This is a genomic window from Sphingobium phenoxybenzoativorans (assembly GCF_001757355.1).
GTDB classification, from domain to species: Bacteria; Pseudomonadota; Alphaproteobacteria; order Sphingomonadales; family Sphingomonadaceae; genus Sphingobium; species Sphingobium phenoxybenzoativorans.
On the sequence record NZ_MINO01000009.1, the window covers coordinates 32,926 to 53,947 of the forward strand.

27 protein-coding genes are annotated in these 21,022 nt (G+C 61.0%); 19 read left to right on the forward strand and 8 right to left on the reverse strand.

Going from position 1 to position 21,022, the window contains the following annotated elements; genetic code table 11:
* Positions 1-12: 12 nt before the first annotated feature.
* Positions 13-549 carry a peptide-methionine (S)-S-oxide reductase MsrA gene (msrA, locus tag BHQ40_RS07050; RefSeq protein WP_029660570.1) on the reverse strand — a complete coding sequence of 179 codons (537 nt, stop codon included), beginning with the start codon at positions 547-549 and terminating at the stop codon, positions 13-15.
* Positions 550-577: 28 nt separating this feature from the next.
* The gene (locus BHQ40_RS07055) at positions 578-1,804 is read right to left on the reverse strand and encodes a bifunctional alpha/beta hydrolase/OsmC family protein (protein ID WP_024350806.1); all 1,227 of its coding nucleotides are present in this window, start codon (positions 1,802-1,804) and stop codon (positions 578-580) included.
* Between the two features lie 225 nt (positions 1,805-2,029).
* On the opposite strand from BHQ40_RS07055, the gene BHQ40_RS07060 reads away from it, so the two are divergent.
* The 7 genes from BHQ40_RS07060 (at position 2,030) to BHQ40_RS07090 (ending at position 7,036) form a co-directional block, all read left to right on the forward strand.
* Positions 2,030-2,905, forward strand: a complete 876-nt coding sequence (locus BHQ40_RS07060) for a LysR family transcriptional regulator (RefSeq protein ID WP_171905791.1) — start codon at positions 2,030-2,032, stop codon at positions 2,903-2,905.
* A gap of 148 nt (positions 2,906-3,053) precedes the next feature.
* Entirely contained in the window at positions 3,054-3,497 is a 444-nt protein-coding gene (msrB, locus tag BHQ40_RS07065; protein ID WP_024350804.1) for a peptide-methionine (R)-S-oxide reductase MsrB, read from the forward strand.
* Between the two features lies 1 nt (position 3,498).
* On the forward strand, positions 3,499-4,038 hold the full coding sequence (gene msrA / locus BHQ40_RS07070) for a peptide-methionine (S)-S-oxide reductase MsrA (RefSeq protein ID WP_024350803.1): 540 nt from the start codon (positions 3,499-3,501) through the stop codon (positions 4,036-4,038).
* A 134-nt stretch (positions 4,039-4,172) separates the two neighbouring features.
* Entirely contained in the window at positions 4,173-4,877 is a 705-nt protein-coding gene (locus tag BHQ40_RS07075) for a glutathione S-transferase N-terminal domain-containing protein (protein WP_024350802.1), read from the forward strand.
* Positions 4,874-5,842, forward strand: coding sequence for a magnesium and cobalt transport protein CorA (locus tag BHQ40_RS07080; protein ID WP_024350801.1), 969 nt, complete (start codon positions 4,874-4,876; stop codon positions 5,840-5,842). Before BHQ40_RS07075 ends, BHQ40_RS07080 begins: the two co-directional genes overlap by 4 nt.
* A 94-nt stretch (positions 5,843-5,936) precedes the next feature.
* Positions 5,937-6,509 carry a hypothetical protein gene (locus tag BHQ40_RS07085; protein WP_024350800.1) on the forward strand — a complete coding sequence of 191 codons (573 nt, stop codon included), beginning with the start codon at positions 5,937-5,939 and terminating at the stop codon, positions 6,507-6,509.
* 44 nt (positions 6,510-6,553) lie between these two features.
* Positions 6,554-7,036: a hypothetical protein gene (locus tag BHQ40_RS07090; protein ID WP_253183284.1), complete on the forward strand. Its 483-nt coding sequence runs from the start codon at positions 6,554-6,556 to the stop codon at positions 7,034-7,036.
* A gap of 105 nt (positions 7,037-7,141) precedes the next feature.
* Here BHQ40_RS07090 and BHQ40_RS07095 read toward each other — a convergent pair whose 3' ends face one another.
* The 6 genes from BHQ40_RS07095 to nadE form a co-directional block, all read right to left on the reverse strand.
* Positions 7,142-7,438: an AzlD domain-containing protein gene (locus tag BHQ40_RS07095; RefSeq protein ID WP_024350798.1), complete on the reverse strand. Its 297-nt coding sequence runs from the start codon at positions 7,436-7,438 to the stop codon at positions 7,142-7,144.
* Positions 7,435-8,160, reverse strand: a complete 726-nt coding sequence (locus BHQ40_RS07100; protein ID WP_024350797.1) for an AzlC family ABC transporter permease — start codon at positions 8,158-8,160, stop codon at positions 7,435-7,437. Before BHQ40_RS07100 ends, BHQ40_RS07095 begins: the two co-directional genes overlap by 4 nt.
* 76 nt (positions 8,161-8,236) lie before the next feature.
* A complete protein-coding gene (locus BHQ40_RS07105) occupies positions 8,237-9,496 on the reverse strand; it encodes an MFS transporter (RefSeq protein WP_024350796.1) in 1,260 nt (419 codons plus the stop codon).
* Between the two features lie 8 nt (positions 9,497-9,504).
* On the reverse strand, positions 9,505-9,996 hold the full coding sequence (locus tag BHQ40_RS07110; protein ID WP_024350795.1) for a DM13 domain-containing protein: 492 nt from the start codon (positions 9,994-9,996) through the stop codon (positions 9,505-9,507).
* 3 nt (positions 9,997-9,999) lie between these two features.
* The gene (locus BHQ40_RS07115) at positions 10,000-10,473 is read right to left on the reverse strand and encodes a peroxiredoxin family protein (RefSeq protein WP_024350794.1); all 474 of its coding nucleotides are present in this window, start codon (positions 10,471-10,473) and stop codon (positions 10,000-10,002) included.
* Positions 10,474-10,707: 234 nt separating this feature from the next.
* On the reverse strand, positions 10,708-11,589 hold the full coding sequence (nadE, locus tag BHQ40_RS07120; protein WP_051141593.1) for an NAD(+) synthase: 882 nt from the start codon (positions 11,587-11,589) through the stop codon (positions 10,708-10,710).
* A gap of 302 nt (positions 11,590-11,891) precedes the next feature.
* Between nadE and BHQ40_RS07125 the strand changes: the two genes are divergently transcribed.
* From BHQ40_RS07125 to BHQ40_RS07175, 12 genes are all read left to right on the forward strand, one after another.
* Positions 11,892-12,497: a sulfite oxidase-like oxidoreductase gene (locus BHQ40_RS07125; RefSeq protein WP_024350792.1), complete on the forward strand. Its 606-nt coding sequence runs from the start codon at positions 11,892-11,894 to the stop codon at positions 12,495-12,497.
* Positions 12,490-13,236 (forward strand): ferredoxin reductase, encoded by a 747-nt coding sequence (locus BHQ40_RS07130; RefSeq protein WP_024350791.1) that lies wholly within the window; start codon positions 12,490-12,492, stop codon positions 13,234-13,236. The genes BHQ40_RS07125 and BHQ40_RS07130 overlap by 8 nt, the downstream gene beginning before the upstream one ends.
* A gap of 72 nt (positions 13,237-13,308) precedes the next feature.
* A complete protein-coding gene (locus BHQ40_RS07135; protein WP_024350790.1) occupies positions 13,309-14,322 on the forward strand; it encodes an NADP-dependent oxidoreductase in 1,014 nt (337 codons plus the stop codon).
* A gap of 75 nt (positions 14,323-14,397) precedes the next feature.
* Complete coding sequence (locus BHQ40_RS07140) at positions 14,398-15,663, forward strand: thiolase family protein (protein ID WP_024350789.1); 1,266 nt, start codon at positions 14,398-14,400, stop codon at positions 15,661-15,663.
* Positions 15,664-15,678: 15 nt separating this feature from the next.
* Positions 15,679-16,749 carry an NADP-dependent oxidoreductase gene (locus BHQ40_RS07145; RefSeq protein WP_024350788.1) on the forward strand — a complete coding sequence of 357 codons (1,071 nt, stop codon included), beginning with the start codon at positions 15,679-15,681 and terminating at the stop codon, positions 16,747-16,749.
* A 66-nt stretch (positions 16,750-16,815) separates the two neighbouring features.
* Positions 16,816-18,420: a sensor histidine kinase gene (locus BHQ40_RS07150; protein ID WP_051375908.1), complete on the forward strand. Its 1,605-nt coding sequence runs from the start codon at positions 16,816-16,818 to the stop codon at positions 18,418-18,420.
* Positions 18,421-18,436: 16 nt separating this feature from the next.
* A complete protein-coding gene (locus tag BHQ40_RS07155) occupies positions 18,437-18,796 on the forward strand; it encodes a response regulator (protein WP_035449975.1) in 360 nt (119 codons plus the stop codon).
* A complete protein-coding gene (locus BHQ40_RS26480) occupies positions 18,729-18,908 on the forward strand; it encodes a hypothetical protein (protein WP_081651911.1) in 180 nt (59 codons plus the stop codon). The genes BHQ40_RS07155 and BHQ40_RS26480 overlap by 68 nt, the downstream gene beginning before the upstream one ends.
* A 50-nt stretch (positions 18,909-18,958) precedes the next feature.
* Positions 18,959-19,231 carry a glutaredoxin 3 gene (grxC, locus tag BHQ40_RS07160; protein ID WP_024350786.1) on the forward strand — a complete coding sequence of 91 codons (273 nt, stop codon included), beginning with the start codon at positions 18,959-18,961 and terminating at the stop codon, positions 19,229-19,231.
* Between the two features lie 64 nt (positions 19,232-19,295).
* Complete coding sequence (locus BHQ40_RS07165) at positions 19,296-19,577, forward strand: DUF427 domain-containing protein (RefSeq protein WP_024350785.1); 282 nt, start codon at positions 19,296-19,298, stop codon at positions 19,575-19,577.
* 38 nt (positions 19,578-19,615) lie between these two features.
* On the forward strand, positions 19,616-20,371 hold the full coding sequence (locus BHQ40_RS07170) for an SDR family NAD(P)-dependent oxidoreductase (RefSeq protein WP_024350784.1): 756 nt from the start codon (positions 19,616-19,618) through the stop codon (positions 20,369-20,371).
* A 160-nt stretch (positions 20,372-20,531) separates the two neighbouring features.
* The gene (locus BHQ40_RS07175) at positions 20,532-20,978 is read left to right on the forward strand and encodes a nuclear transport factor 2 family protein (RefSeq protein WP_201767728.1); all 447 of its coding nucleotides are present in this window, start codon (positions 20,532-20,534) and stop codon (positions 20,976-20,978) included.
* The last annotated feature ends 44 nt before the right edge of the window (positions 20,979-21,022 follow it).

The window sequence follows — 21,022 nt, forward strand, 5'->3', positions numbered from 1 at the left end:
GTCCCTGCGTGCTCATCGTTTCGCTCGGTCCAATCGCCAGGCCGGTCGCTCGAAGTGGCAGCTATAGCCGCCGGGTCGACGCTGGAGGTACTTCTGATGCTCTGGCTCGGCCTCCCAGAACGGCTCTTCCGGGTTGATCTCGGATACGACAGGTCCCGGCCAGCGCCCCGACGCTTCGATCTCGGCGATTGTCTCCAGAGCAACGTCCATCTGCTTCTCAGACGTGTAGAAAATCGCGGACCGATAGCTTGGTCCGACGTCGTTACCTTGTTGCTCGTATGTCGTCGGATCGTGGATTTGGAAGAAGAGTTCCAGGAGAGCACGATATGTCAGTATCGAAGGATCAAACGTGACCTCCACCGCTTCCGCATGACCATGGTGTCTCGTGTAAGTCGGGTCCGGCATTTCGCCGCCGATGTAGCCGACACGCGTCGTCACGACGCCCTTCGCGCGGCGAAGTAAATCTTCGAGGCCCCAGAAACACCCACCCGCAAGTATCGCTCGCTCGGTTCGCGTCGGCGTCTGGTCAGTAGTGGGCAGACTCTGCATTCGATCAACCTCCGCTCTGTGCACCACATCAGTTCGCCGGCGCCGCACCTGCAGGCTGCGCATCGCTCGAAAGTTCGGTCTGCACATCCGAGCCTCGGACGAGTGTCAGGTCGACCGGACACCGATCCGCGATTTCCAGAATGCGCGCCCGCTGTTCATCGCTGAGCGGCCCATCGAGAGAGACGGTGCGCGTGAAGCGGTCGGGAGGCATCATGTCCGCCACTTTCTCGTGTCGCACGGTCGTCGTCGCTCGCTCCAGCGGGAAGCCTTTGCGGTTCGCGTAAAGACGCATTGTCATCACCGTGCAGGCGGCCAGTCCGGCCGACACCAGTTCGTAAGGAGACAGGCCGCTGCCGAGACCTCCGACCGATTCTGGTTCATCGGCGAACAGCGTGTGCTCGCCACTACGGACCGTGAGTTGGAACTTCCCCGCCAACGTTTCCGACGCCACGACTCCATTCGCTAACTCGACTTGCGGAAGGTCCGCCGCGAGCGGCGGCAGGAAGCGGCTTGCCCACGCTGCGACCATAGCTGAGGCGTAGTTCGCATCTTCGACATCGGTGAGAAGGTGATCGGCCGTGTCGAGCGAAACAAAGCTCTTGGGATGGCGCGACGCGACGAAGATGCGCGAGGCGTGCTCGATACCCACGACTTGATCCACCGGTGAATGCATCACAAGCACCGGACGTCGAAGGGCAGCGATAGACCTCTCGATGTCCACTTCGTCGACCGTTTCAAGGAAACTGCGGCGGATCAGGAAGGGCCTGCCAGCAATCTCCACCGATGCCTCGCCCTCGCTCGCTATCGCGTCTAGGTCGGCAGGTTGAAAGACGCGCAATATATGCTGAAGATCAGCCGGGGCGCCGATCGTCACTACCGCTGCGATATCCGGCAAGTCGGCGGCGGCTACGATCGCAGCCGTGCCGCCCAGGCTGTGTCCGACAAGGAGGGAGGGGGCCTTACCGGCGACAGCCATGGCCTCCGCGGCGGCCTTAAGATCATCGACGTCGGAAGCGAAGCTTATCGCTTCATCCGCAGAACTCTCGATCCCGGTGCCGGCGAAGTCGAACCGCAAGACGCCGATGCCAGCCCGCGAGAGGGCGCGTGCGATGTACACGGCGGCGCGGCTGTCTTTCCCGCAAGTGAAGCAATGGGCGAAAATAGCCCAGCCGCGAGGCGTACCTTCGGGCGCCTCCAAATACCCGGCTAGATCAGAGCCTCCACCACCGGGAAACGTGAACGGTCTTCCTGTCATAAGCGTCGAGCCTCCCACGGCGACTTAGTGGGTGCACCGGAACCCTTGGGCCCTGGCGGAAGCGCCATCAGGCCCGGACTAGCCGTCCAAGACATTCTTTTTATATGCGTGGCGCATATAGACAAGCCCCTAAAGCGTGATTATATGCGTCGCGCATACTTCTGGTGGCGGTCGAAAAGACCGGTCCTGAAGCGGCATCATTCACGGCGTGCAGGCCGAAGGGCTATGGAACTCAATCAGGTCAGCTATTTCATCAACTTGGCCGAGACGCTGAATTTTACAGCAGCGGCGCGGTTGAGCGGTGTGTCCCAGCCAAGCCTGACACGCGCGATCCGCCGCTTGGAGGAAGAGCTCGGCGGTCCGCTCATTTATCGCGATGGGAAGAACAGCCGTCTCACCGGCCTTGGCCAGGACGTGGAGGCTGAGTTTCGGCGCATGTTAGTCGCGATGAAAAGTGTTCGGCATCATTCTGAAAACTGGGCCATGGGGAGGCACCGGGTGCTGGACGTCGCCGTCGCCCCGACCGTCGGGCCGAAGCTTTTTACAGCCTTCTTCGAAAGCGCGTTGGCAGAAGTGCCATCGATCGAGATCAAGATGCATTCGCTCGGGGCGAGTGAAGACACATCGGAGGTGCTGTCGGGCAAGTATCACGCATGCATCCTGCCGCGCGAGACGCGGCCGGACCGCAAGCTTGATGTGCGACCTCTGTTCCGTGAGCGCTTCGTACTCGGCTGTTCCGCGAAACACCCGCTCGCGGCGAGCGATATCGTGCGAGGCGAGGACTTGTTGGAGTTCCCGTTCGTTGATCGTCTGAAGTGTGAGTTTCGCGAGCAGATCCTAGACCATTTCGCACGACGGGAGGTACTGATGCGGCCGCGCTTCCGGTCCGATCGTGACGATTGGGTGCAACGGGTCGTCGCAGACGGCGAGGCCATATGCATCCTTCCGGAGCGGTCGGCTACAGCCCAAGGTTTGGTTACGCGTCCGATCGATGGGTTTGTCCTCGAGCGAGAGGTCGTGATCGCGACGGCCTCTGGCTCCACGGCGCCGGTTGAGATCAGGAAGATCGCGCAGATGGCGGCCAGATACGCGTGGAACTGAACGCCGCTGATCACAGCGGAGCTATCGAAACTATACGCACAGCGTATTGGATAAATATAATTGGCACTGCGATAGTCGAGGTGACCGTCAAGCAAGATAAGATGTCCGTAATGTGCCTTGGCCCTGAAACCAAGTATTGGAGACGATCATGAAGTTTGAAAAGTCTCAGGCAGCGATCGACCGCCTGACCCCCGAGCAACGCCGGATCACCCAGGAAGACGGCACGGAGCGAGCCTTCACCGGTGAATACAACGATAACAAAGAACCGGGCATCTACGTCGATGTCGTGTCCGGAGAGCCGCTTTTCGCATCGACGGACAAGTTCGAGTCGAAATCCGGCTGGCCCAGCTTCACCAAGCCCATCGTCCCCGCGCACGTGAACGAGGTGCGGGACAGTTCGCACGGCATGGTCCGGACGGAAGTTCGATCGGTCCATGGCGACAGCCATCTCGGCCACGTGTTCCCCGACGGTCCGGCCGACCGTGGCGGACTACGCTATTGCATTAACTCGGCCGCCCTTCGCTTCATCCCGCGCGATGAGATGGAAGCCGAGGGCTACGGCGAATATCTCGATCAGGTGGAGGAGGCGTAACATGCATCAGCGCGCTGTTCTCGCAGGCGGATGTTTTTGGGGCATGCAGGATCTGATCCGCAAGCAGCCCGGCATCGTGTCGACCCGCGTCGGATACACCGGTGGCGACGTCCCGAACGCCACCTATCGCAATCACGGTACTCACGCTGAAGGGATCGAGATCATTTTCGACCCGGCAGCGACAAGTTACCGTAACATCCTGGAATACTTCTTCCAGATCCACGACCCGACGACGAAAGATCGGCAAGGCAACGATCGCGGCCTCTCCTATCGATCCGGCATCTACTATGTGGACGATGAGCAGAAACGGGTCGCCGAGGAGACGATCGCCGACGTCGACGCCTCCGGACTGTGGGACGGCAAAGTCGTCACCGAAGTCGAGCCTGTCGGCGATTTCTGGGAAGCGGAGCCGGAGCACCAAGACTATCTCGAGAAGCGCCCGGGCGGTTACACGTGCCATTTCCCGCGCGCGAATTGGGTGCTCCCCAAGCGTCAAGACGCTGATGCTACCCAGCCTACCACCGGAGCGGCAGCAGAATAGCTGCAGCGCCTATCGCGACATAGCGCTCTGCATCGCAAGCAATGGGACCGCATCGGCGAACGATGCGGTCCTCGTACGGCCCCTCAAGCGGTCATGCCGCTTGCCGGCCATCGATTTGGTAGGATTGCCCCAGCATGCCAGACCTTTCGTCATATCCGATCACCAAGCGCTGGCCTGCCTCCAATCCCGATCTCCTGCAGTTCTATGCAGCGCCCACGCCCAACGGCGTCAAGGTCTCCATCATGCTCGAGGAGACCGGCCTGCCATACGAGCCCCACTTTATCGACATCAGCACAAACGAGGCCAAAGACCCCGCTTTCGTGTCGCTGAACCCAAACGGGCGGATCCCTGCGATCATCGATCCGTCAGGCCCCGATGGTGAGCCGCTCGGCGTTTGGGAGTCCGGTGCGATCCTCGTTTACCTCGCCGAGAAGACGGGCCGATTGATTCCACCGGGACAAGCCAGGCGTTATGAGGTGCTGAGTTGGGTATTCTTCCAGATGTCGGCGATCGGCCCGATGTTCGGTCAGCTGGGCTTCTTTCTGCGTTGGGGCGGAAAGGACTACGAGGACAAGCGGCCTCAGCAACGGTTCGCCGACGAGTCCAAGCGCCTGCTGGGGATCTTGGATCGCCAGCTGGATGGGCGCGAGTGGATCGTCGACGACTATTCCATCGCCGACATCGCGACGCTCGGCTGGGTCAATGCCCTGGTCAGCACCTATGACGCCGGCGACCTGTTGCGCATCGCCGAACACCGGAACGTCCGGGGTTGGTTGGATCGCGGCCTCGCTCGACCAGCCGTGCAGCGGGGCCTGGTCATCCCTGCGAGGCCCGCATGAGCGTCATCGCCGCTTACTATTACAACGAGGGTCGCCGCATCCGCGAAGTCGCTATCGACGAGCGGGTTGAGCTCGACAAGAACCGATCTGGCTTCTGCTGGATTGGGCTCAGCGAGCCTTCGGAAAGCGAACTCAGGGCGCTTCAGTCGACCTACAATCTGCATCCATTGGCGATTGATAACGCGATGCATCCGATGTGCCCGCCGAAGCTCGAAGTCTATAACGGCGAGCTTTACGTCGTCGCTCAGACGGCCGAGCTGGTTGGGGACCGCATACGCTACGGCAAGACCGCGATCTTCACTGGTCACAACCATCTGATCACCGTGCGTCACGGCAACGCCGGAGCGCTTGGCAATCTTCGCGAGCAGCTTGAGGGTTCGCCTGCTCAGTTTGGTAAGGGTGTCGACTACGTCCTGCATGCCATCCTTCACCGCATCGTCGATCAGTATCTGCCGATCTTCGAAATGATCGAGGACGACGTGCTCGCGATGGAGAGGCGATCGCTCGACGACTTCCTGGGGCGGGCGGAGGTCGCGCGCATCTTCGGCTTGCGATGCGAATTGACGCGTTTCCAGCGAACCCTTGGCGCTATGGCGGAACTGGTGCGCAAGCTCGTTCGCGGACATTTCCCGTGCATCAGCGCTGAGGTGCGGCCGTACTTCAACGATGTCGCCGACCATGTCGATCGGGTCCAGTCCATGGTCGATGGCCTCCTCCAGGTGCTGTCCACGGTCTTCGAATTCAGCAGCCTTCTTGAGGCGCAGAGGACAGGCGTCATCACGCGCCAGCTCGCTGCCTGGGCGGCGATCCTCGCGGTCCCTACGGCCATCGCGGGCATATATGGAATGAACTTCAGGAACATGCCGGAGCTGGACACAGCTTACGGCTATTTCGTCGTGCTCGGCCTAATGCTGACGTTCTGTCTTTTCCTGTTCGTCCGCTTCAAGCGAGCCAAGTGGCTATGATGGTGCTCCGCATCTTCAGTGCTGGTCGGTCGCGGAGCCAAAGCGCGCCTTCGGTCGGCGCGCAACCCCTACAATCCGAACTCGAGGTGCATTGATGACAACTCAAGTGAGAGACGTTCTGGACGCCGTACAGTCCTTCGTGGCTAAGGGCTATGACCGAGAGTACCGTGTGAAGGACGGCGCTCTTGTCGATCTCGAACTCGGATCGACCCTCGACGCGTGCAGCATTCGTGTCGATGCCGCATTACGCCTTGAGAGCGGCGATGGAGCCGAAGACGCTTCGAACATCTACGCCATCACAGATCCGGCGACCGAGCATAAAGGTCTGCTTATCGATGCCTTCGATGTGTTCGACGAGATATGTCACCGTGACCTGTCCGAACGGCTTCTTGAGCATCGTGAAACAGCTCCGGCCGGTGACGCCGACGTGCCGAGCAAGCATGGGCTGCGCAAAGTCTACAAAAGCGAGTTTGATCGCGACCCTGAGCGTTACGTTTTGCGGGAAGGCTTCCCTGACTTTCCGGCATGCCCGTTCGGGGGAGCCTTCAGCATCCTCGGCTTCGATACAGCAGAACAATCATACGTCTGGCTCGTGACGAGCATTATTCGGGATCCCCGGCTGATCAGGATTCCCTACCAGGGCGAAGACGTTATTACCGACGAATGATGTCGGCGGAGCGCGGGAAAACCCAGACCCCAACGATGGATGGGATGCCCCTTAAGGTCAAAAATAACGAGGCAGAGATGGACTGGAACAAGGACCATATTCGCGAGACAATGCTGTCGCTTGAAACCGCGGCGCTGCAAAGCGCTCGCAAGAAGTATCTGGATTACGTCTCCACCGCGCGCCTCGATCGCAGCGAGCCGATCGAGAACGACGAGCAGGCGCAAGCCGAGGTGGCGAGCGACTTTGCTGAGGCGCTCGATGACACTCTCGATGACTATGTTGATAAGCTCGACAAACTCCGGACAATCGATTTTGGACCAAAGTCAGAAGTCTCGGAAGGCGCCGTCGTCAAGCTGTCCGGTAAGCACTTCGTCATTTCGGTCTCGACTGGCAGGTTCATTTGTCATGGGCAGGAACTGATGGGCATCTCGACGATGGCCCCGATCTACGAGGCGATCGAAGGCGCGCGAGCCGGGGAAACGGTGCAGTTCAATGGCCGCGATTTGACCGTGGAGGCTGTTGCGTAGGCGGGACCCGCGGTCCTCGGATCGTGAGTGCGGGCCATCGACGTTCGCAGCCTTACTGGACGACCTCCGGCCTCCCCATTGCCGCTTCTCTCAGATGATCGGCACTTACGAGCTAAGCCACCCCAGACCTGCGTAGGCGAGCATTCCCAATACCATCGCCACGATGACCTGGTTCGTGGCGATCGCTGCACCCAGCGCGACACCGGCCGCGATCCAGGTTGGAGGTGGCTGACCGATCAACGACGACGCGACCAAGCTGACCACGATCAGCCCAGGCAACTCGTCCAGAACCCAAGCCTGCCTGGAAACCCTAATTCGTTCACCGGCAATCAATCCGGCGACCCGGATCGCAAACGCAGCCACAACGAGCAAACTGACAACAACCCAGTGCGAAGCGCTCATCGGGCTGCCGCCTCGATCCTGCGCTTCAAGAAGGTCACCACCAAGCCGAAGAATGCGCCGACGATGATCCCGTAAGCTTTGGGCATGCCGAGCGAGATGACGGCCATGGTCGCTGCCGCGGCCATGGTCCATGGCAGAACTTGGGAACGTCCCCGCCACAGACCTCGCGCCATCGCAATGAAGGCCGCCGTGAACGCGAAGCTCAGGCCAAAGCGTCCGAGATCGGGCAGCGCGGCGCCAAGCAAGGCCCCGAGCGTCGTGGAGGCTGTCCACATGGAGATGTTCACCAGCCCTGAGCCTATGAGGAATGGTGCTCCGACATCGGGGGACTTCGCCCGCTCGGACATCGTCAAAGCCCAGTTCTCGTCGCCAGTAATGTGGATGGCGAAGAGCTTCTTCCTCAGCGACAAGCCGGCCAACACCTCGGATAAAGAGGCGATGATGCCGACATAGCGCAGGTTGAGCGACGCACCGGCCAGAACCGCGCCCAACACGACACCTGTGGAAGCGAACTGCTCAACCGCGATGATTTGCGAAGAGCCCGCATGGGTAGAGGCGCTCATGATCGCGACGCCCCACCACGGGAAACCTACCTGTACGGCCAGGAAACCAAAGGCCAAGCCGTACACGCTGGCCCCCAAGGCCAACGGGAGGATGGCGATCGCCCCCCGTTTAGCCTCGTATGCGTTTCTCGCGGCTAGAGCGTTCACGCTCTCATCCATGACACGTTCCGCCTTGTTCTCAGCCAGGCTCCTCTAACAGCCGACTGGCAATCCTTCGGTCGTCGGCATAGGCGTCTCAGCGGCGCTGATCCGCCGGGGTTCGTATCATCGCGTCGAGCGACCCGGTGATCATCGCCGTGCTCGGGCAGCGTGTTGCTCTCGTCTTGACCGAGCGGTCTGAGTGCCTGCGGACACCGGCCAAGACCGCCAGGGCAGTCAGCAGTGCCGCTGCGTAGAGGAACAGGCCGCCAGGGCCGAGGAGGTCCATCACCAGGCCTCCGATGAGCGGCCCGGCGGCGGTTCCGATCCCGTTGAGTAGGAGAAGTCCGCGAGCGGTCCCCAGCAGCCGACCCGCAGGAAGGTCGTCATTCGCAACGGCAAGGCATAGCGAATAGATGGGAATACCGAAGCCGCCGAACAGCGCGCCCGCCGCAAGTAGCACAGGCAGAGGCGCCTCCGCAGCCAGCGCTACGCCGATCGCAGCCGCCGCGGAAGCCAGGGCGGCGCCGGCAATGACGAGTGTCCGCGACACGCGGTCCGATAGCCATCCCAATGGCCACTGCAGCACGAGCGTTCCACCAAGGACCGCAGCCATGAACGCAGAAATGCCGCCCACATCGAGGCCAATCCTCTGCGCAAAATTGGGGCCTAGTCCCCAGAAGCCGCCGATGGCCAGGCCGGCTAGGAAAACGCCGACCGACGGAAGGGGCGAAATTGCAACGAGATCGCGAAAGGCGACGGGCTCCTGTTGAACCTCGGCCGGGGGATGACTGGGCAGTAGCGTGACGGGGACGACGGCCGCAGATATCAGCAGCGAGACGAACAGGAATAGCGTCACGTCTGTAGGCGGCGCGATGTTGAGCAGCGCTTGACCAAGGGCCCATGAACCCATCGAAACAACGCCGAAGATCGACAAAAGCTGACCGCGCGTGGATTGAATCGCGTGCGCGTTGAGCCAACTCTCAGTCGCTAGGATCATGCCTGCATAGGCGAAGCCGGTCACAAGGCGAAGCGGCATCCATACGTTTGCCTCCACGAATGCGACATGAAGAAGAGCCGTCATTGAAGCCATCGCGGCGAAGCCAGCGAAAGTCCTCACATGGCCCACGGACACGATCATCTTGGGCAGCGTGAGAGCGCCAATGGTGAAGCCCGCAAAGTATAGGGACATCATCGCGCTGATCGTTTGAGCTGAAAAGCCTTCCTCCCCAGCCCTCACGATCAGGAGCGTACCCAGTAGACCATTGCCCAAGAGCAACGTGGCGACGCTCAACAATAGCGCTGCGACCGGCGCCAAAACGAGCCCCCGCGCGCAGGCCGCCTTCACGCTGTTCATCGCCTGACTCATTTCCGAGCCTGGCGCGGAGGCTGATACGCCGCAGAACTGATGAACTGATCAAAGGCTTCGCACCAGATGACAACGGCGCTGTAGTCGCGAACGTCGATGTCGGCGGGCACCTCCATAATGAAGCCGTTGAACGTCCTCACATCGCCGACCCGGGCCGACGCGTCCTTGATCGCGAGGAACGCTTCCTCGGTCTCGACGAAGTGCGGGGCGAGATAAAGCTTGTAGTCCGGCCCGGGAGAGAGACGGCCGATGTGTGCGATCCGGTGAGGCAGGATCTGCACTTCGCCTTCACCCCAGTGCAGCAGGTCGCTGCCGGCTAGATCACGAGAAAGCTTTCCCGAATAGAGCGCCTCAGGCGTCGAACTCCTCAACGCAGCTTCAGTGGGCGACGCCGGCGCGGTGAGGATAGGCAGCGTGTAGATGCCGGCAGCAAAGCCTGTGATGCCAACGACGAAGTGGGTGCAGGCTAGAATAAGCCACCGTGGCATGTTTCACGAGCTCTCCAAATTTGCCACCAAACGATCCGCGTCCAGGTGGAAATCCGAAAAGACGATGCGACCGTCGGCATTGATGACCGTGAACCACGGCGTTCCCCGTGTCCGGTAATCCTCCATGAACGTTGGAAACGCAGCACCAGGCGGCGGTTCGTCGTGCCCGAAGGCGACGGGGAGACGGTACTCCACCTGATTGATGCGCAACTTGTCGAATGTATTTTCGTGCGCTCCTTCGAAGACCGTCTGGATCACTGCGAATCCGACGCCTCTGGACTCCAGCGCACCATGCAATTTCTGCAGTGTGGGAAACCCATGCAGATGGCAGCCCCTGCACCAGTGCTGAAACGCGAAAAGGATCTTCGGCCCTACGCCAAGATCCGATAGCTTGATCGGCGTCTGGAGGTCGCTTCCATCCACGGCGATCCACCGATGAATGCGAAGCTCTGGCGCTTGACGATCGGCCGCGCTCATCCCTCTCTCCGAACACGAAGCATGTGCCCGACGTGCAGCGAAAACTCGCGAGCGCAGGGGAACTGCTATACTTCACCGCCCCACGGCCCGAGCGTCAAATAGTCGATAAGACCAAAATCTTGTCTCGCCTATACCCGACGAGGCCACGAGTTTACGTGGATGACTATGAATTCCAACGCCGGTCTTTTCCAATAGCGGCGTGACATAGTTTCTATGTCCTAGGCGGGAGCAAATTTAGCGTCCGTTCGACCCTTGCGGCGCCAGAAGCTGCACGTTGGAGGCCACAGGCAGCGCGCGCTTATGCGCGGTGGCTCGGTACGCTCTTTGGATCGTCTCGACCGCCGCCTGGGCCACACCCCTTCCTTCGAGGTAATCGTCTATCTCATCATAGGTCACGCCGTAGGCGTCTTCGTCGGGGTGTAACGGCATCGCGTCATCCAAATCTGCCGTGGGAACCTTACTGATCAGTTCCGCCGGGGCGCCCAGATGAGACGCGATCGCGCGAACGCGCCGCTTATTGAGACCGGCGAGAGGGAGAACATCGGCCGCGCCATCGCCGAACTTTGTGAAGAAACCCATCACCGCTTCGGCTGCATGGTCCGTGCCAATCACAAGGCCGCCCAGGGTCCCCGCGAGAGCAAACTGGGCGACCATCCGTTGGCGTGCCTTGATGTTCCCGAGCACCGTACTGCGCAGGCCGGGGTCGGCGGACTCGTAATTGGAGCCTGTCATCTCGCTCCACAGCGCGTCGGTCGCGGGCTTTATATTGATCACCGCAACGCGGTCGGGCCTGATGGCTGACAAGGCAAGCTGAGCATCGCGCTCGTCCATCTGTTCGCCATAGGGCAGCCGCACCGCTACAAACTCGCATTCGTACCCGATCTGACGCAGATCCTTCACGGCCGATTGCGCGATTAGGCCCGCCGTCAGGGAATCGACGCCGCCGCTGATTCCAAGCACATACGCTCGCTGCCCCGACGACCTCAGATAGTCGCGGAGGAAGGCGGCGCGTTCTGCCGCCTCGCGTCGGGCATCGAACGACGCCGAAACGCCGAGCGCTGCGATAATCTCGTCTTGGATGGGAATGACGACCTCCTGGGCACGCCGCAGTCGCATGCTGGCGACCTCACCTCGCGAAGCTTCTCTGTCCCACGAGCCATAACGCTCACGCAACACCGATTCAAAGCTATCGAAACTATAGCGACAGGGCATTGGGAAAGCAGTCTGATATAAAGCTATAGTCGAGGCGGGATTATCGCGAGTCATAGTGATGAATTGCGTGTCTCTACTGATTTAACACCCGGTTGTCTGAACATCAGCTTTGCGATCCGCTCGATATCTTTCCTTTGCGAGGGTCATCTACGCATTAGCCTGAGATGAAGTCGGTCGGTCTGTCGTGACGAGCAAGGGGGTTCGGCATGGTCACCAGAGGTTTCACCGGCCGCGGTTCAGGCGGCGACCACGAGGGCCGTATTCCGCCAGGTCAACATCTCGTGGAGAACTTTCCCGTTCTTACCGCTGGGCCAACGCCTCGTATCGAGACGTCCGACTGGAAGTTCACGGTCAAGATCGGTCCGAGACCCGTGAAGGTCTGGAGTTGGAGTGAATTCAACGCCCTTCCAAAGACCAAAGTGACCAAAGACATTCACTGCGTCACGTCCTGGTCCAAGCTCGACACGAAGTGGGAAGGCGTGCTGATCGAGGACATCCTCGCTGACGCTGAAGTTAAACAGCCAACAGACTTCGTTCTCGCGCACTGCTACGATGGCTATTCGACGAATGTTCCGCTCGCGGACATGTTGTCCGGCAAAGCTATGGTCGCGCTGAGCTACGCGGGCCAGCCGCTTCCCCGCGACCATGGCGGACCGGCGCGCCTTCTTGTTCCGCATCTCTACTTCTGGAAGTCCGCCAAGTGGGTGAATGCGCTGCAGTTCACCACTCGCGACGAGGCCGGGTTCTGGGAGTTGCGCGGTTATCACATCTACGGTGATCCGTGGCGCGAGCAACGGTACACCCATGACTGAGTTCGATGCGCAACCCGCGTCGTGGCAGTCAGGCGTGATCGACGAAATCGTCCAACAGACACCGAGTATCAAGAGCTTTTTCCTGCGATTGCAGGAACCATTCGTCCATACAGCAGGCCAGCACGTCGACGTCCGGCTGACCGCCCCAGACGGCTATCAGGCGATGCGCAGTTATTCGATCGCATCGTCGGCGGGCTCTTCACCGATCCTGGAACTCGCCATCGAGCGCCTGCCGAATGGCGAAGTTTCGCCATTCTTCCACGACGTCGCCGCAGCCGGCGACGAGATCGAACTCAGGGGACCGCTTGGAGGCCACTTTCTTTGGCCCGAGCCTACCGACAAGCCGGTGCTGCTGATCGGCGCAGGTTCAGGCGTGGTGCCGCTGATGGCGATGATCCGGCAGCGTCGGGCATCGGCACAGGCCGTTCCAGTCGCTCTGCTCTTGTCGGCGCGAACCGCTGAGGACGTGCTCTTCTCCAGCGAACTCCACTCAATCGAGATGAGCGATCCCACGTTCATCTTGACGCTCGCGATTACGCGAGAAGCGCCAAAGCGCGCCTCGGACTATGGCCGACGGATCGACGATGGGATGGTCCAGGCGACAATCGCACGTCTCGGTCGCGACCCGGGCCACGTGTTCGTTTGCGGGTCGAACGGTTTCGTCAACATCGCGACGGACGGCGCATTGTCGGCAGGGCTGGGCGTCTCGATCATCAAGACCGAGCGCTACGGTGGGTAGGGGCGGCCAGATGATCGCATCCCATCACGCGGGAGCGCCCAGCTCAAGCTCTGTCCGGGAAAGGCTTCGCCCATGACCATCATGGCCCGTCAATTTCACCTTAAAAGTCGTCCCGAAGGGCTACCGCAGGCCAACAACTTCGAACTCGTCGAGCAGGATCTCCCCGCGCCAGAGCGAGGACAACTGCTCGTCGCCAACCGGTGGCTCTCCGTTGACCCTTACATGCGCGGCCGCATGACCGGTCGAGAAAGCTATATGCCGCCCTTCCAAGTTGGCGAGCCTCTGGATGGCGCCGCGATCGGCGTCATAGTCGAAAGCAAGGATGAACGGTTCAGCCCTGGCGAGGTCGTGAGCCACTTTGCCGGCTGGCGCGACCGCGCGATCATCGACGCCGCATCCGCTACTAGGATCGATACGACGATTCCAGAGCAGGCGTATCTGGGCCCGCTCGGTTTCCCAGGCTTCGCCGCCTACATCGGCATGCTCCAGATCGGAAAGCCGCGAGCTGGCGAAACTGTGTTCGTGTCAGCAGCAGCGGGTTCTGTCGGATCGCTCGCTGTCCAAATCGCAAAGATCAAGGAATGCCGAGTCGTTGCGTCCGCGGGCGGCGAGGACAAATTGCGTTGGCTGCGCGAGGAAGCAGGCGCTGATGCCACGATAAACTACAAGAATACGGACGACATGGTCGCAGCACTTCGCGAAGCTGCGCCTAAGGGTGTCGACATCTATTTCGACAACGTCGGTGGCACGCACCTGGAAGCGGCGCTTGAGGCGGCCAATGACTTCGCACGCTTCGCTCTGTGCGGAATGATCGAGCAATACAACAGCGAGCCGGTCGGTCCCCGCAATATCTATGCGGTTATTGAGAAGAGCCTCCTGCTGCAAGGCTTCGTCACCATCCACAACATGTCGGTTTGGGAGGATTTCCAGCGCGACGTCACCCGGTGGATCGCCGATGGGAAGGTCAAATGGCAGGAGACGGTTGTTCACGGCCTCGAGAGAACCCCGTCGGCGTTCCTCGATCTCTTCGCCGGAAAAAACATCGGAAAGATGGTTATCGACCTCAGGGATGGGGAGACGCCCTGACGGGCGGCGCCTGCCGTCAGCGGACCGCACCACGCCACCTCGTCTAATTAGAATCTTTTGCTTTGGGAGATCACCGTGAGCCGCTTCGCTGAACCAGTTTTCATAGCCGCAGGCTTGCGGACACCATTCGGCCGTGGCGGAGGAGCGCTGGCAAATTATGACGCGGCCTCATTGTCAGTGCCAGTCGTCCAAGAAATGGCGAAGCTTGCGGAGCCCGATCTGACGATCTGGGGAACCGTCATCCCGAACCTGGGCTGGAGCAATATCGCTCGCGAAATCTGGCTGGACGCGAAGCTCAACCCCAACGTTCCAGCATTCTCCGTAGTCCTAGCGTGCTCGACCAGCATGACCGCGAGCTTCGCCGCAGCCGGGATGCTCGGCGGCGGGCTCAACCTGATACTGGTCGGCGGGTCTGAGGTCATGAGCCGACCATCGCTCGCTCTCACCGCTGAGGCATCTAAACGACTCACCGATCTCTTCGCGCAGGATCCGGCCGCAGCACTTGCCGCCCTGGGGGCGTTGACCCCTCAAGACTATGTGCTCCCCACGAAGGGCTGGGCCAACCGCCTTACGGGCAGGACGATGGGCGATCACATGGAGGAGACCGCCAAGGCGTGGCGCATCTCGCGTGAGGCTCAGGATGACTGGGCTCTAAAAAGCCACCAGCGCGCCGTCGCCGGCTGGAACGGCGGCTTCTTCGATGACCTCGTGATCTCGTTGCCGGAGCTTTCCCGCGATGCGAACCCGCGCGCGGACACATCCGCCGAACGTCTATCCGGTTTGAAGCCCGCCTTCGATCGTGAGAGCGGAATGGGTAGCCTGACAGCCGGCAACAGCTCCCCCATCACGGATGGGGCGGCCGGCTGTTGGGTGTCCAACGAGGAGGGTCTGAAGAGGCTGCCCGATGGCACGCCCTATGCGCGGATAATCGACTACGAAGTCTCGGCGGTCGACCTGCGCACGGAGGGGCTGCTGATGGCGCCGTCATATGCCGTTCCACGACTTCTCGCGCGCCATCACCTTGGCTTCGCCGACATCGCACTTTGGGAAATCCACGAGGCCTTCGCGGCACAGGTGCTGGCCAACGTCGCGGCCATCACCGATCCGAACTGGGTCCGAGAGAAGGCCCGTGTTTCGGCTGAGATGGGCAACTTCGATTGGGATCGCGTCAATCCGAACGGCGGCTCGGTAGCCATCGGACATCCCTTCGGCGCGACCGGCGCGCGTGATCTCAGCCAAGCTGTGAAAGAGCTGTGGGCCATGCCGGTCGGATCTCGAGGGATCGTCAGCATCTGCGCCGATGGTGGTCAAGGCACTGTCGCCCTCCTCGAACGCATCTGATCGGAGGACAAAAAAATGAAGGCGATCCGCTTCCATGAGTTCGGCGCTCCCGATGTTCTTCGCTATGAGGACGCGCTGACACCTGTGATAAAGCCGGGAGAGGTGCTCGTCCGTGTACAAGCGGCAGGCCTCAACCCGCCCGACTGGTATCTCCGCGAGGGATACAAGGCTCTGCCGCCCGAGTGGCGGCCGTCGGTGACATTCCCCGCCATACCGGGCTCGGATGTGTCCGGGATCGTCGAGAAGGTCGCCGACGATGTGACCGCGTTCTCGCCGGGCGATGAAGTTTTCGGAATGATCCGCTTTCCCAGCTTCGGCGAGAGCCTGGGATACGCCGAGTATGTTTCCGCGCCTGCTTCCGACCTTGCGGCCAAGCCCCGACACCTGGACCACATTCATGCAGCCGCCGTTCCCATGTCGGGGCTGACCGCTTGGCAGTTCCTGATCGAGCTAGGCCATAACGAGCAGAACCCGCTGCAGTCCGAGCGCCACAGCCCGGTCCCGTTGGCTGGGAAGAGCGTTATGATCAACGGCGCTGCAGGGGGTGTCGGTCATCTGGCATTGCAGTTGGCAAAGCACGAAGGCGCGCGTGTCATCGCTGTCGCTTCAACCCGGCACGAAGCGTTCCTCCGCGAACTGGGTGCCGACGAGTTCATCGACTACACGAAGACCAAACCCGAAGACGATGTGCGAGACATCGATCTTGTCGTCGATGCCGTCGGCGGTCCGACCTCCGGCCGCTTCCTTCGGACCATACGTCGGGGCGGAGCGCTGTTCCCGATTTTTCCCCTTGGCTTTGCCGGACATGATGAAGCTGCCGACCGGGGAGTGACCGTTTCGGCGACGCAGGTGCGTTCCAGTGGCGACCAGTTGGCCCAGCTAGCTCGCTTGCTCGACAGCGGCGCGGTTCGCGTCGCCGTCGACAGCACATACCCCCTTTCCGAAGCGGCCGCCGCTCACGAACGCGCAGAGGCAGGCCATATCCAGGGCAAGATCGTCCTCGCCGTCGGTAACCCCATCGCCGATCAGAGCGGCCAAGCGGGCGTGCCGTCATCGCAGTGGCCGCCCCGCATGAGGGGGCACTGACATGACGCGGGAAACGCCGATGATCGGCCACGCTCGACCTTCGAGGCATCATCCAGGAGAACTGCGGTGAGCCTGAGCGCTGACAGAACCGATTTCGGGGCGGCACAGCGGGTGCGGGCGCTTGCAGACCTCATGGTGCTCGACACACCGGATGAGCAAGCCTTCGACGATCTCGTTTTTGTCGCCGCAAAGGCCTGTGACGTTCCCATCGCGCTCATCACCCTGCTGGATACTGACCGGCAATGGTTCAAAGCCAAGTACGGGCTTGAGGTATGCGAGACGGAGATCGAACACTCGGTCTGTCGGATCGAGATCGATCAGGGCGATCTTCTCGAGATCGTCGATCTCACAAATGATGCGCGGACCAAGCGCAATCCGCTCGTCACAGGCGCCCGGCACTTTCGCGCCTACGCTGGCGCACCGCTCGTCCTGCGATCCGGAGCGATCGTAGGTCGCCTGTGCGTCATCGATACCGTTCCGCGGCCTGAAGGGCTCAGCGAGATGGAAAAGGCGATGCTGCAGGCGCTCGCCCGTCTCGCCAGCGAAAATCTCGAACTCCGCCGGATCGCAACGGCGAGCGAGCGCCTCACAGCCTTGCAGACCGCCCTGGTCGAAATCGGCGAAACCATTCGGAGCAGCCACGATACCGCAGGGATGGCTTCGGCGACCGCCGCCATCGTCGGCCGAGCGCTCTCCGCAGACCGAGCCGGGTTCGGATCCGTCAACGAGGACGTCGATACGATTGACGTCGAAACCGATTGGACGGCGCCGGGGGCCGTGAGCATTGCCGGGCGCCACCGTCTCGACGAGTATGGGAGCTTGCGCGAGCCGCTCGTCGTTGGCGACCCGCTCGTCGTTTGGGACGCCCTGACCGACGATCGCACTCTGCACAATCTCGAGAGCGCAATGCGGGTCGGCGTTCGGTCGTTGGTCGATATGCCGGTTCGAGATCGTGGCAAAACCATCGCCGTCTTCTTCGTTCATTCGGCGCATCCCCGACCTTGGCCCGCAGAGGAAATCTCGTTCCTGCGAAGTGCGGCGGACCGGCTTGAGGCAGGCGTCGCGAGGCATCGTACCGAGCAGCAGCAACTCATAGTGAACGGCGAAATTGCTCACCGCCTGAAGAACATGCTCACCATGGTTCAGGCCATCGCCAGCCAAACGCTGCGAAGCGTCACCGATCGCGAAGCGGTCTACGCCTTCGAGCGTCGGCTGATGGCTCTGAGCGCGGCGCACGACGCCTTGCTTCAAAAGAGTTGGACACAAGCTGATCTACAAGCTGTCGCAGCGACAGTGATCGACGCGATCGGGTTCTCAGATCGGGTCGACATGAGTGGGCCGGCGGTGGCGCTGGGGCCACGAGCGGCGCTCTCGTTCTCCCTCATCGTCCACGAGTTACTGACCAACGCCTGCAAATACGGCGCGCTGACCAGTGACGATGGCCACGTCTCGCTGTCGTGGGAAGTCGAGGTCGGCCTGGACGACGACCTTCTCCGCGTGAAATGGCGAGAACGGGGTGGGCCTCCGGTTGTGCCGCCAACTCGCCGAGGCTTTGGATCGAAGCTGATCAACATCGGCCTGGTCGGCACCGGGGGCGTCGATGTTCGCTACGAGCCCGCCGGGTTAACGGCCGATCTGCACGCCTCCATGCGTCACCTGGTTCAAGGTTGATGGGAGTATGGGTGGAATGGTGAAACCCGTGGTGCTCGTCGTCGAAGACGAACCACTTCTCCGTCTGTTTGCGACGGACATGATCGAGGAGGCAGGTTTCGAAGTCTTGCAGGCGCCGAATGCATCCGCCGCGCTTATGACCTTGGAGGAACGACTGGATGTGCGCGTCGTGTTCACGGACGTGAACATGCCCGGCGGGATCGATGGCATCATGCTCGCCATTTGCATCCGCCGGCGGTGGCCGACCATCCAGATCATCATCACGTCCGGGAGGCCTTGGCCGGTCGAGGCCGTCGTTCCAGCGGACGTTGTGTTCTTCGCCAAGCCATACCGGCAAGACCGGGTTTTGGACACGGTCCGGAAGATGGCGGCGTGATGGCCAGCGCCTCAAACAACTCGGACGCCAGAGCGGTGAGGTCCACGAGTGCACCTTCGAAATCGAGCTTCTCTACCCGGGGGCGCAAGCCTTTGCCTTCACCTTCGGATGACCCCCGCGAATCCGGCCGGCCCGTCATCCCTCAACGATTGGAGACACAACATGAAGCCTGAGGTTCTCATCTACACCACGAGTTGGTGCCCGTTCTGCCGCCGCGCGAAGGCGCTCCTTCAAGAGAAGGGCGTGGCATTCACCGAGCTTGATATCGAAGCCGATCCTGCACACCGGAAGGCGATGATCGAGTCGTCGGGGCGAAGCACCGTGCCGCAGATCTTCATCAACGAGACGCATGTCGGCGGCTCCGACGATCTCGCTGCGCTCGATGCAGATGGCTCGCTCGACAAGCTGCTTGCCGGACAAACTCCGGCAAACTGATTTGTCCCGCCAGATAGGGCCACTGGTCGATGCAAGTGGCTGAAAATTAAAAGAGGAGTCCGGTTTGGTCTCAGCAGTTTGGAACGATGCCACCCTCGCGGTCAGCGACGAGACTATGGTCGTGGATGGAAACCATTATTTCCCGCCTCAATCGGTTGACCGGCAGTATCTGGCACCGAGCGAGCACACGTCTGTCTGTCCCGTGAAGGGGACGGCGCAATACTTTCATCTCCAGGTCGGCGACCGGCGCAATGCAAACGCCGCCTGGACCTACGCCGACCCTTCTCCGGCGGCGCACTCCATCAAGGATCACATCGCCTTCTGGAAAGGCGTCAACGTCGCTTAGCCGTCAGCCCGCCATTAGACTTCAGAAAGGAACCGCCGATGTCGAAAGTTTTGGACGGCAAAGTCGCTATCATCACGGGTGGCTCTCGGGGCCTTGGCGCCGTGCTGGCGGCGACGCTCGCCGATCAGGGAGCCGATATTGCTATCACCTACGCTGCTTCGGCCGATAAAGCCGAGTCCGTCGCCGAGGTGGTGAGGGCCAAAGGCGTTCGCGCTCTCGCGATCCGATGCGATCAAGCGGATACGTCCGCCGCCCAGCCCATGGTCGAGCAGGTCGTAGCTGAACTCGGCAAGCTCGACATCTTGATCAACAACGCCGCAATCGCCGTCCAAGGAAAATTGGTCGACGATCCGACGCTCGATTCCGCTGCGTTCGACAGGCAGTGGATGGTAAATGTGCTTGGGACCGTGGCGATCACGCGTGCGGCGGCGCAGAAAATCTCTGACGGTGGCCGCATTGTCTTCATCGGTTCCGGCCTGGGCACCCGAGCGATCGTGCCGGGAATTGCCGACTACGCAGGAACCAAGGCAGCAATCGCAGGATATGCCCGCGGGGTGCAACGTGATCTTGGCCCACGCAACATTACCGTCAACGTCGTCCAACCTGGCATCATGCCGACCGACATGACCGGGGAAGTCGCTGAGAATTTTCCGCAGGCCGTCATCGATATGCATCCCATCCGTCGGATCGCCACGATTGAAGAAGTGGCGGGCGCCGTCAGTTACCTCGTTAGTCCCGCTGCAAGCTACACAGCTGGCGCGGTGATAGATGTGTCAGGGGGCGTCCTGGTCTGAATCGATGCGCGACGGGCGTGTCACGCGGATAACTGAAGGACGATCGCTTCCGCGCCTCAGCGCTCCGTTGAATTCCGGGCAGCAGATCGGCTGATCCTGCAGGGCCCATTATTCTCGAAGCCACAGCGGATAATGCTTCCGCATTTCAGGAGTTCATAGAGTGCCGAATGCAGAGCTGACCCAAGAGCGCATCGCCGTCGCCACCGACTATTTCCGGAAAATCGACAGTGGCGATCCCACCATTCTCGACATTCTGACTGACGATGTCGTGACGTACTTCCCGAAGTTCGGAGTTGGATATGGCAAAGCCGAATTCATGGAAGTCGCCAAGGGTCTGTTGGGGTCGCTTCAGCGGATCGAGCACGATTTCGATCGCATGACCTTCCACGTAGCCCGCGACCACGTGATCGTGGAAGGCTTTGAAGGTGGCGTTATGGCTGACGGCACGGCGTGGCCGGTTGAAGGCCGATCCGAAGGCCGTTTCGCCAACGTATTCGAGTTCGACGGCGCGCTTATCAAGCGTGTTTTCATCTACGTAGACCCGGACTTCGCTAGCGCTAATGACGCGGGGTTTCTTTGGGGCCGCAACGTCAGACTGACGCGATGACTCCAATCGCATGGCGCGGCACTCACGTTCGCAGGGCGAAGGCC

What these genes read in the sequence shown, in the direction of transcription:
- BHQ40_RS07145 (WP_024350788.1), top strand. Translation starts at nt 15,679, where the DNA reads ATGAAGGCGATCCGCTTCCATGAGTTCGGCGCTCCCGATGTTCTTCGC.
- BHQ40_RS07170 (WP_024350784.1), top strand. Translation starts at nt 19,616, where the DNA reads ATGTCGAAAGTTTTGGACGGCAAAGTCGCTATCATCACGGGTGGCTCT.
- msrA (WP_024350803.1), top strand. Translation starts at nt 3,499, where the DNA reads ATGCATCAGCGCGCTGTTCTCGCAGGCGGATGTTTTTGGGGCATGCAG.
- BHQ40_RS07080 (WP_024350801.1), top strand. Translation starts at nt 4,874, where the DNA reads ATGAGCGTCATCGCCGCTTACTATTACAACGAGGGTCGCCGCATCCGC.
- BHQ40_RS07100 (WP_024350797.1), bottom strand. Translation starts at nt 8,160, where the DNA reads ATGGATGAGAGCGTGAACGCTCTAGCCGCGAGAAACGCATACGAGGCT.
- msrB (WP_024350804.1), top strand. Translation starts at nt 3,054, where the DNA reads ATGAAGTTTGAAAAGTCTCAGGCAGCGATCGACCGCCTGACCCCCGAG.
- BHQ40_RS07090 (WP_253183284.1), top strand. Translation starts at nt 6,554, where the DNA reads ATGCCCCTTAAGGTCAAAAATAACGAGGCAGAGATGGACTGGAACAAG.
- BHQ40_RS07105 (WP_024350796.1), bottom strand. Translation starts at nt 9,496, where the DNA reads ATGAACAGCGTGAAGGCGGCCTGCGCGCGGGGGCTCGTTTTGGCGCCG.
- BHQ40_RS07085 (WP_024350800.1), top strand. Translation starts at nt 5,937, where the DNA reads ATGACAACTCAAGTGAGAGACGTTCTGGACGCCGTACAGTCCTTCGTG.
- BHQ40_RS07155 (WP_035449975.1), top strand. Translation starts at nt 18,437, where the DNA reads ATGGTGAAACCCGTGGTGCTCGTCGTCGAAGACGAACCACTTCTCCGT.
- BHQ40_RS07060 (WP_171905791.1), top strand. Translation starts at nt 2,030, where the DNA reads ATGGAACTCAATCAGGTCAGCTATTTCATCAACTTGGCCGAGACGCTG.
- nadE (WP_051141593.1), bottom strand. Translation starts at nt 11,589, where the DNA reads ATGCGACTGCGGCGTGCCCAGGAGGTCGTCATTCCCATCCAAGACGAG.
- BHQ40_RS07135 (WP_024350790.1), top strand. Translation starts at nt 13,309, where the DNA reads ATGACCATCATGGCCCGTCAATTTCACCTTAAAAGTCGTCCCGAAGGG.
- BHQ40_RS07115 (WP_024350794.1), bottom strand. Translation starts at nt 10,473, where the DNA reads ATGAGCGCGGCCGATCGTCAAGCGCCAGAGCTTCGCATTCATCGGTGG.
- BHQ40_RS07055 (WP_024350806.1), bottom strand. Translation starts at nt 1,804, where the DNA reads ATGACAGGAAGACCGTTCACGTTTCCCGGTGGTGGAGGCTCTGATCTA.
- BHQ40_RS07095 (WP_024350798.1), bottom strand. Translation starts at nt 7,438, where the DNA reads ATGAGCGCTTCGCACTGGGTTGTTGTCAGTTTGCTCGTTGTGGCTGCG.
- msrA (WP_029660570.1), bottom strand. Translation starts at nt 549, where the DNA reads ATGCAGAGTCTGCCCACTACTGACCAGACGCCGACGCGAACCGAGCGA.
- BHQ40_RS07130 (WP_024350791.1), top strand. Translation starts at nt 12,490, where the DNA reads ATGACTGAGTTCGATGCGCAACCCGCGTCGTGGCAGTCAGGCGTGATC.
- BHQ40_RS07110 (WP_024350795.1), bottom strand. Translation starts at nt 9,996, where the DNA reads ATGCCACGGTGGCTTATTCTAGCCTGCACCCACTTCGTCGTTGGCATC.
- BHQ40_RS07125 (WP_024350792.1), top strand. Translation starts at nt 11,892, where the DNA reads ATGGTCACCAGAGGTTTCACCGGCCGCGGTTCAGGCGGCGACCACGAG.
- grxC (WP_024350786.1), top strand. Translation starts at nt 18,959, where the DNA reads ATGAAGCCTGAGGTTCTCATCTACACCACGAGTTGGTGCCCGTTCTGC.
- BHQ40_RS07075 (WP_024350802.1), top strand. Translation starts at nt 4,173, where the DNA reads ATGCCAGACCTTTCGTCATATCCGATCACCAAGCGCTGGCCTGCCTCC.